Annotated in this window: 7 protein-coding genes; 4 read left to right on the plus strand and 3 right to left on the minus strand. The window is 69.3% G+C overall.

From position 1 onward, the window contains the following. Positions 1–110 (minus strand): SEC-C metal-binding domain-containing protein (locus ACK42S_RS14760; protein WP_409709135.1); only part of this gene is annotated, 110 nt, incomplete at its 3' end. A gap of 61 nt (positions 111–171) precedes the next feature. Here ACK42S_RS14760 and yaaA point away from each other — a divergent pair. The 3 genes from yaaA (at position 172) to ACK42S_RS14775 (ending at position 2,918) form a co-directional block, all read left to right on the plus strand. Beyond that, positions 172–948, plus strand: coding sequence for a peroxide stress protein YaaA (gene yaaA / locus ACK42S_RS14765; RefSeq protein ID WP_409709117.1), 777 nt, complete (start codon positions 172–174; stop codon positions 946–948). 72 nt (positions 949–1,020) lie between these two features. Beyond that, positions 1,021–1,893: a 2OG-Fe(II) oxygenase gene (locus ACK42S_RS14770; protein ID WP_409709120.1), complete on the plus strand. Its 873-nt coding sequence runs from the start codon at positions 1,021–1,023 to the stop codon at positions 1,891–1,893. Then, positions 1,890–2,918, plus strand: coding sequence for a CaiB/BaiF CoA transferase family protein (locus ACK42S_RS14775; RefSeq protein WP_409709123.1), 1,029 nt, complete (start codon positions 1,890–1,892; stop codon positions 2,916–2,918). Before ACK42S_RS14770 ends, ACK42S_RS14775 begins: the two co-directional genes overlap by 4 nt. On the opposite strand, the gene ACK42S_RS14780 is transcribed toward ACK42S_RS14775, so the two are convergent. Continuing rightward, positions 2,912–4,456 (minus strand): DEAD/DEAH box helicase, encoded by a 1,545-nt coding sequence (locus ACK42S_RS14780; protein ID WP_409709126.1) that lies wholly within the window; start codon positions 4,454–4,456, stop codon positions 2,912–2,914. The genes ACK42S_RS14775 and ACK42S_RS14780 overlap by 7 nt on opposite strands. A 367-nt stretch (positions 4,457–4,823) precedes the next feature. Between ACK42S_RS14780 and ACK42S_RS14785 the strand changes: the two genes are divergently transcribed. Beyond that, positions 4,824–5,435: a LysE family translocator gene (locus ACK42S_RS14785; RefSeq protein WP_409709129.1), complete on the plus strand. Its 612-nt coding sequence runs from the start codon at positions 4,824–4,826 to the stop codon at positions 5,433–5,435. Positions 5,436–5,612: 177 nt separating this feature from the next. Here the strand turns inward: ACK42S_RS14785 and ACK42S_RS14790 are convergent. Continuing rightward, positions 5,613–6,053 (minus strand): DUF4010 domain-containing protein (locus ACK42S_RS14790; RefSeq protein WP_409709132.1); only part of this gene is annotated, 441 nt, incomplete at its 5' end.

The raw sequence follows: 6,053 nt of genomic DNA on the forward strand, positions 1-6,053 counted from the left end.
TACCCGGAGCTGCGTCTCCGCCAGCGACCGCAGCAATCGGCATAGGCGCGGCCGGTGCCGCAGGGACAGGCCTTGGGGGATGAGCAAGTGGCGGGCTTGTCGGAGGACATCACGGTGGGGCGGTGCGGGCTGGTAACCTTCTCGCCTTTATAAGCCTTTGCCGCCCGACCGATGCTGTTCCTGCTGTCGCCTGCCAAGACCCTCGACTACGACACCCCCGCGCACGTGAGTACGCACACCCGCCCGGTCTTCGTGGACGAAGCCGCCGAACTGATCGATGTTCTGCGCCGCAAGACACCGGCCGAGATCGCCAAGCTGATGTCGCTCAGCGATGCGCTGGCCACGCTCAATGTGGGCCGCTATGCCGCCTGGTCCACGCGCTTCACGGCGGCCAATTCCAAGCAGGCCGTGCTGGCCTTCAACGGTGATGTCTACGAAGGGCTGCAGGCCCGCACGCTGAGCGCCGCGCAGCTCGACTGGGCCCAGCAGCACCTGGTCATCCTGAGCGGCCTGTACGGCGTGCTGCGCCCGCTGGACCGCATGCAGCCCTACCGGCTGGAAATGGGCACCCGTCTGGCCACCTCGCGCGGCAAGGACCTGTACGCCTTCTGGGGCCCGCGCATCGCCGAACACCTGAATGAGCGCCTGAAGGCCGACGCCTCGCCGGTGGTGGTCAACCTGGCCTCCGAGGAGTACTTCAAGGCCGTGGACCTCAAGATCCTCAAGGCCCGCGTGGTGCACTGCGTGTTCGAGGACTGGAAGTCCGGCGCGTGGAAGCTCATCAGCTTCCATGCCAAGCGTGCCCGCGGCCTGATGGCGCGCTACGCCATCGAGACCCGTGCGCTGCTGCCCGAGCAGTTGCAGGGCTTCGACCGTGAGGGTTATGTCTATGACGCTGCGGCCTCCGGGCGCGATCGGCTGGTCTTCCGGCGGCGCGCGGCGCCGTAGCACAATCGGGTGCATGGACCAATCGAGCATCCAACCGCACCGGCAGCCCGAGCGCGGGCCCCAGGGGACGCCATGAGCCAGACCATCACAGCCGAACTTCGCCAGTGGATCACCGAGCAGGTGGTGGCCGGCCACGGGCCGGAGGCGGTGCTCCAATCGATGATGGCCAGCGGCTGGCAGGAGGACGTGGCCTTGAAGGCGCTGGAGCAGACCCTGGAGACCTTCCTGCGCGAGCGCGGCATCGATCCGCAGGCCGTCTACGAGCGCGGCACCGCAGCGCTGTATGACAAGCCGGTGCCCGAACCCTCACTGCGGGGCGATCCCACGGTGATCGACCTCGGCGACGCGCAGGTCCAGGTCGTCATGAGCATGCACACCCCCCGGGTGGTCGTGTTCGCCAACTTCCTCAGCGCGCAGGAGTGTGACGAACTGATGGCTCTGGCGGCCACGCGGCTGGAACGTTCGCTGACGGTGAAAACCGACACCGGCACCAGCGAAGTCAATGCGGCGCGTACCAGTGACGGCATGTTCTTCCAGCGCGGTGAGTTCCCCGTGTGCGAACGCATCGAGCGGCGCATCGCGCGACTGCTGAACTGGCCGGTGGAGAACGGCGAAGGCCTGCAGGTGCTGCGCTACCGCCCCGGCGCCGAATACAAACCCCACTACGACTACTTCGACCCGACCCAGCCCGGCACGCCGACCATCCTCAAGCGCGGTGGCCAGCGCGTGGGCACGCTGGTGATGTACCTCAACACGCCCGAGGGCGGTGGCGCCACCACGTTTCCCGACGTGAAGCTCTCGGTGAACCCGGTCAAGGGCAGTGCGGTGTTCTTCAGCTATGCGCTGCCGCACCCCTCCACCCAAACGCTGCACGGCGGCGCGCCCGTGCTCGCGGGTGAAAAGTGGGTTGCCACCAAGTGGCTGCGCGAGGGCCGTTTCGAGTGAACGACGCAGCCGACGACCTGCCCCTGGCCGGCGTGCGGGTGCTCGACCTCACCCGGCTGCTGCCCGGCCCCTTCGCCACGCTGCACCTGCGCCGCCTGGGCGCCGACGTGCTCAAGATCGAAGCGCCCGGGGCGGGCGACGATGCCCGCACGATGATGCGCTCGGCCGAGGACGTGGCCCAGGGCCGCCCCAGCCTTTTCTTCCGTTGGCTCAACGAGGGCAAGCGCTTGCATCGCATCGACCTGACGCAGCCGGCCGGCCGCGACGAACTGCTGGCCCTGGTGCGCGAGGCCGATGTGCTGGTCGAGGGCTTCCGCCCGGGTGTGATGGACAAGCTGGGCGTGGGCTGGCAGGTGCTGCGCGGCGTCAATCCGCGCCTGGTGATGGGCTCGATCAGCGGCTACGGCCAGAGCGGGCCGTTTGCGCGCAAGGCGGGACACGACCTCAACTACATCGGCTATGCCGGGGTGCTCGACCAGATCGCCACGCGCGACGGCGAACTGGCCATTCCCAACTTCCAGATTGCCGACCTTTTCGGTGGCACGCAGGCGGCCGTGGCGGGCTTGCTGGCGGCGCTGCTGGCGGCCCAGCGCACCGGCCGCGGCCGGCATGTGGATGTGTCCATGACCCATGGGGTGTACGAGCACAACCTGCTGGCGCGGCTGGCCGTGCAAGCCACGGGCCACGCGCCGAGTCCGGGGCGTGACCTGCTCACCGGTGGGGTGCCCTGCTACAACGTCTATCGCACGAGCGATGGCCGCTGGATGGCAGTGGGGGCCTTGGAGCTGAAGTTCTGGCGCGCGGCCTGCGAGGTGCTGGGCCACCCCGAGTGGGGCGATCGCCACTGGTCACTGGGCCAGGCGGTGGGCGGCGAGGACGCGATGGCCCTGCGCGAGGCCGTGGCCGCGGTGTTCGCCACACGCAGCCAGGCCGAATGGACCGCCGCCTTCGAGGCGGCCGATTGCTGTGTGAGCCCGGTGCTGCGCATGGACGAGGCCATGCGCCACCCGCTCTTCAATCAGTAGTCGCGGCGCTTGCCGAAGGGCTTGCCGCCCTGGGGCTTGGCACCGAAAGGCTTGGCGCCGAAGGGCTTGTTGCGCCCGGCCGGCTTGTTCCCCAACGACTTCTTTTCGCCCCACGGCTTCTTGTCGGCGAACGAGCGGGTGTCGCCCCACGGCTTGCGGTCGCCGAATGAGGGCTTGTCGGCAAAACTGCCGCGGGCTTCACTCAAGCCACGGCCGCCGTCATCGCGCCGGTGGCGGCCCTCGAAGGGGGCACGCTCGCGCGGCGCAAAGTCGCGCGCGGCGAAATCGCCCCGGCGGTCACTGCGCGGTTTGAAGCCGGCCTTGCCCATGCCGGGCTTCCAGCCCTCGGGCTTCTTGCGTTCCACGGGCGGCGGGGCCTTGGGCTCCAGGCCAGCGATGGTGACGGCCTCGATGCGCTGCGTCGTGAAGCGCTCGATGCGGCGGATCATGCCGGTGTCGCGGCGTTCGGCCAGTGTGATGGCCAGGCCGTCGCGGCCGGCACGGCCGGTGCGGCCGATGCGGTGCACGTAATCCTCGGCCTTCATCGGCAGGCCGTAGTTGATCACGTGGGTGATGGTGGGCACGTCGATGCCTCGCGCGGCCACGTCGGTGGCCACCAGCACGCGCAGTTGGCGCTGGCGCAGGCCTTGCAGCACGCGGTTGCGGCGGCCCTGCGGCATGCCGCCGTGCAGGGCGGCCACGGCGTGCCCCAGTTCGCCCAGACGGTCGGCCAGCAGGTCGGCCTCACGCTGGGTGCTGGTGAACACCACGGCCTGGTCCAGCTCGCGGGTGGTCAGGATGTGGTCGAGCAGGGCGTTCTTGTGGCTCAGGCTGTCGGCCCAGTGCAGGCGCTGCTCGATGTTGGCGTGGGTGTCGGTGTGCGAGGCCACGTCGATGCGCTGCGGTTGGCGGGTGAGCTGCTGCGCCAGGCCGCCCACATGGCCGGCGAAGGTGGCGCTGAACATCAGGGTCTGGCGTTCGGCCGAGATGGTCTCGGCAATGGCGCGGATGTCGTCGATGAAGCCCATGTCCAGCATGCGGTCGGCTTCGTCCAGCACGAGCATCTGCACGTTGTCGAGCACGGCCGCGCCGGTGCCCAGGTGGTCGAGCAGTCGGCCCGGCGTGGCGATCAGGATGTCCAGCGGGCCGCGCAGGGCCTTGAGCTGCGCCGCGTAGGGCACGCCGCCGACGATGGTGGCCACGCGCAGGCCCTGCACATGGCGTCCATAGGTGAGGCAGGCCTTCGAGACCTGCATCGCCAGTTCGCGGGTGGGCGTCAGCACGACCACGCGCGGGCCGTAGACCTTGCCCTTTTCGCGGCGCTTGGTGTTGTCGCCACGGGCGGCGAGGATGCCCTCCAGCGCGGGCAGCACGAAGGCGGCCGTCTTGCCGCTGCCGGTGGACGACGAGACCATCAGGTCACGGCCTTCCAGTGCAGCGGGAATGGCGCGGGCCTGCACGTCGGTGGGCCCGGTGTAGCCGGCCTCGGTGAGGGCTTTTTGCAAGACGGCGTTCAGGCCCAGGGAGTCGAAAGTCATGTCAGTTCTTTTCAAGGCAAAAACCTGCCCCGTGGCCCAAAGCCGCGGCAAGACAGGCACAACGCCGGCACCGACGCCGGGCGTTCAGGACGAAGTCGCAGGTCAGGGGGCGGGGCCTGCACGGGAAGATGCAGGCCTTTGGCCTCGAGTCGGTGGTTTGCGACGGCATCGCCGCCAACCGAGACTCAAGACACCGGGCTGGTCGCCCGGGGGCGCCCGGGGGCACCACGCCTGAAAAGGTCAGAGGGGATGAACGAAGCGCCGCATTGCTGCGGCGCACAAATCACATTATGCCTGAAGTTGGGCCGACGGGGCGCGGGCCCTGGAACCTGTGTATCCTGCAGACTCGATTGCGCAAGGCGGTGTCATGGATTTCCACGTCTGGCTCCTCTACACGCTGGCGGCCCTGGGGCTGTCGCTCTCGCCGGGCCCCAACGGGCTGCTGGCCCTCACCCACGGCGCGCTCTACGGGCGGCGGCGCACGCTGTACACGGTGGCGGGCGGTTCGCTCGGCTTTGTGCTGATCATTGCACTGTCGCTCTTCGGCATCGGCGCGCTGCTGCAGACCTCGATCGTGTGGCTCACGGTGCTCAAGTGGGTGGGCGGCGCCTACCTGGTGTGGCTGGGCCTGCAGGTATGGCGTTCACCACCGATCGGCCTGGAGCCGGCGGCCCGCTCCGAGGGGCGCAGCAACGCCTCGCTGTTCCGACAGGGGGCCCTGTCGGCCGTGACCAACCCCAAGGGCATCCTGTTCTTCGCGGCCTTCCTGCCCCAGTTCATCGACCCGCAGCGCAGCCTGGCGCTGCAGTTCGTGGTGATGGCCGGCACCTTCGCCGCCATCGAGTTCGTCACCGAGGTCTTCATCGCCAGTGTGGCCCATCGCATCAGTCGCTGGCTGGCGCGCGTCGGGCGAGCGTTCAACAAGGCCTGCGGCGGCGTGTTCATGGCCATCGGGGCGGCATTGCCGTTGCGGTCCTGATGACTGGTGACAGCGAGCCCCAGCGCCTGAAGTCGGTGAGGTACGACAAGGGGACGACGAGGGCTTGATCGAACTGAACACCGACGAGCTGATGCTGCTGCTCAAGCAGCAACTGGCCGAGCTGGACGAGCTGCAGCCGCGCAGCCGGCGCTGCGGGCGCAGTTGAGGGGCCGTGGGTCAGGCCGGGCCGCCGAGCGAAATCCAGCCCACCGCGACGGCGGCGAGGGCCGCGCTTCCCAGCCCCAGGGCCACCCGACAGGCATAGGCCGGTCCGCCGCTGAGCCAGGCCACCACGCAGCGACTGCAGGTGTTGACACCCACGGCCAGCAGCATGCTGGCCAGCAAGGTGGGGGCGTCGAGACGGCCGGCTTCGAACAGGGCGGCGCTCGACACCACCGGGGCATGGGCGTCGGCCAGCGCGGCCAGGGCCACGCTGGCGAAGAGTCCGCTCGCGCCGAAGTACTGCTGAGCCTGCGACACGACCCAGGCCACACCGGCCAGCACGGCCGCGACGATCGCCGCTTCGCGCAGGCGCAGCGGGCTCACGTCTTCGGTCGCTTGGGCGTGCGCGCCGGGCAGCGCATGGCGCAGCAGCAACCCTCCCACGCCCAGGGCCAC

The organism is Caldimonas sp. (assembly GCF_046289365.1).
GTDB lineage: Bacteria > Pseudomonadota > Gammaproteobacteria > Burkholderiales > Burkholderiaceae_C > Caldimonas.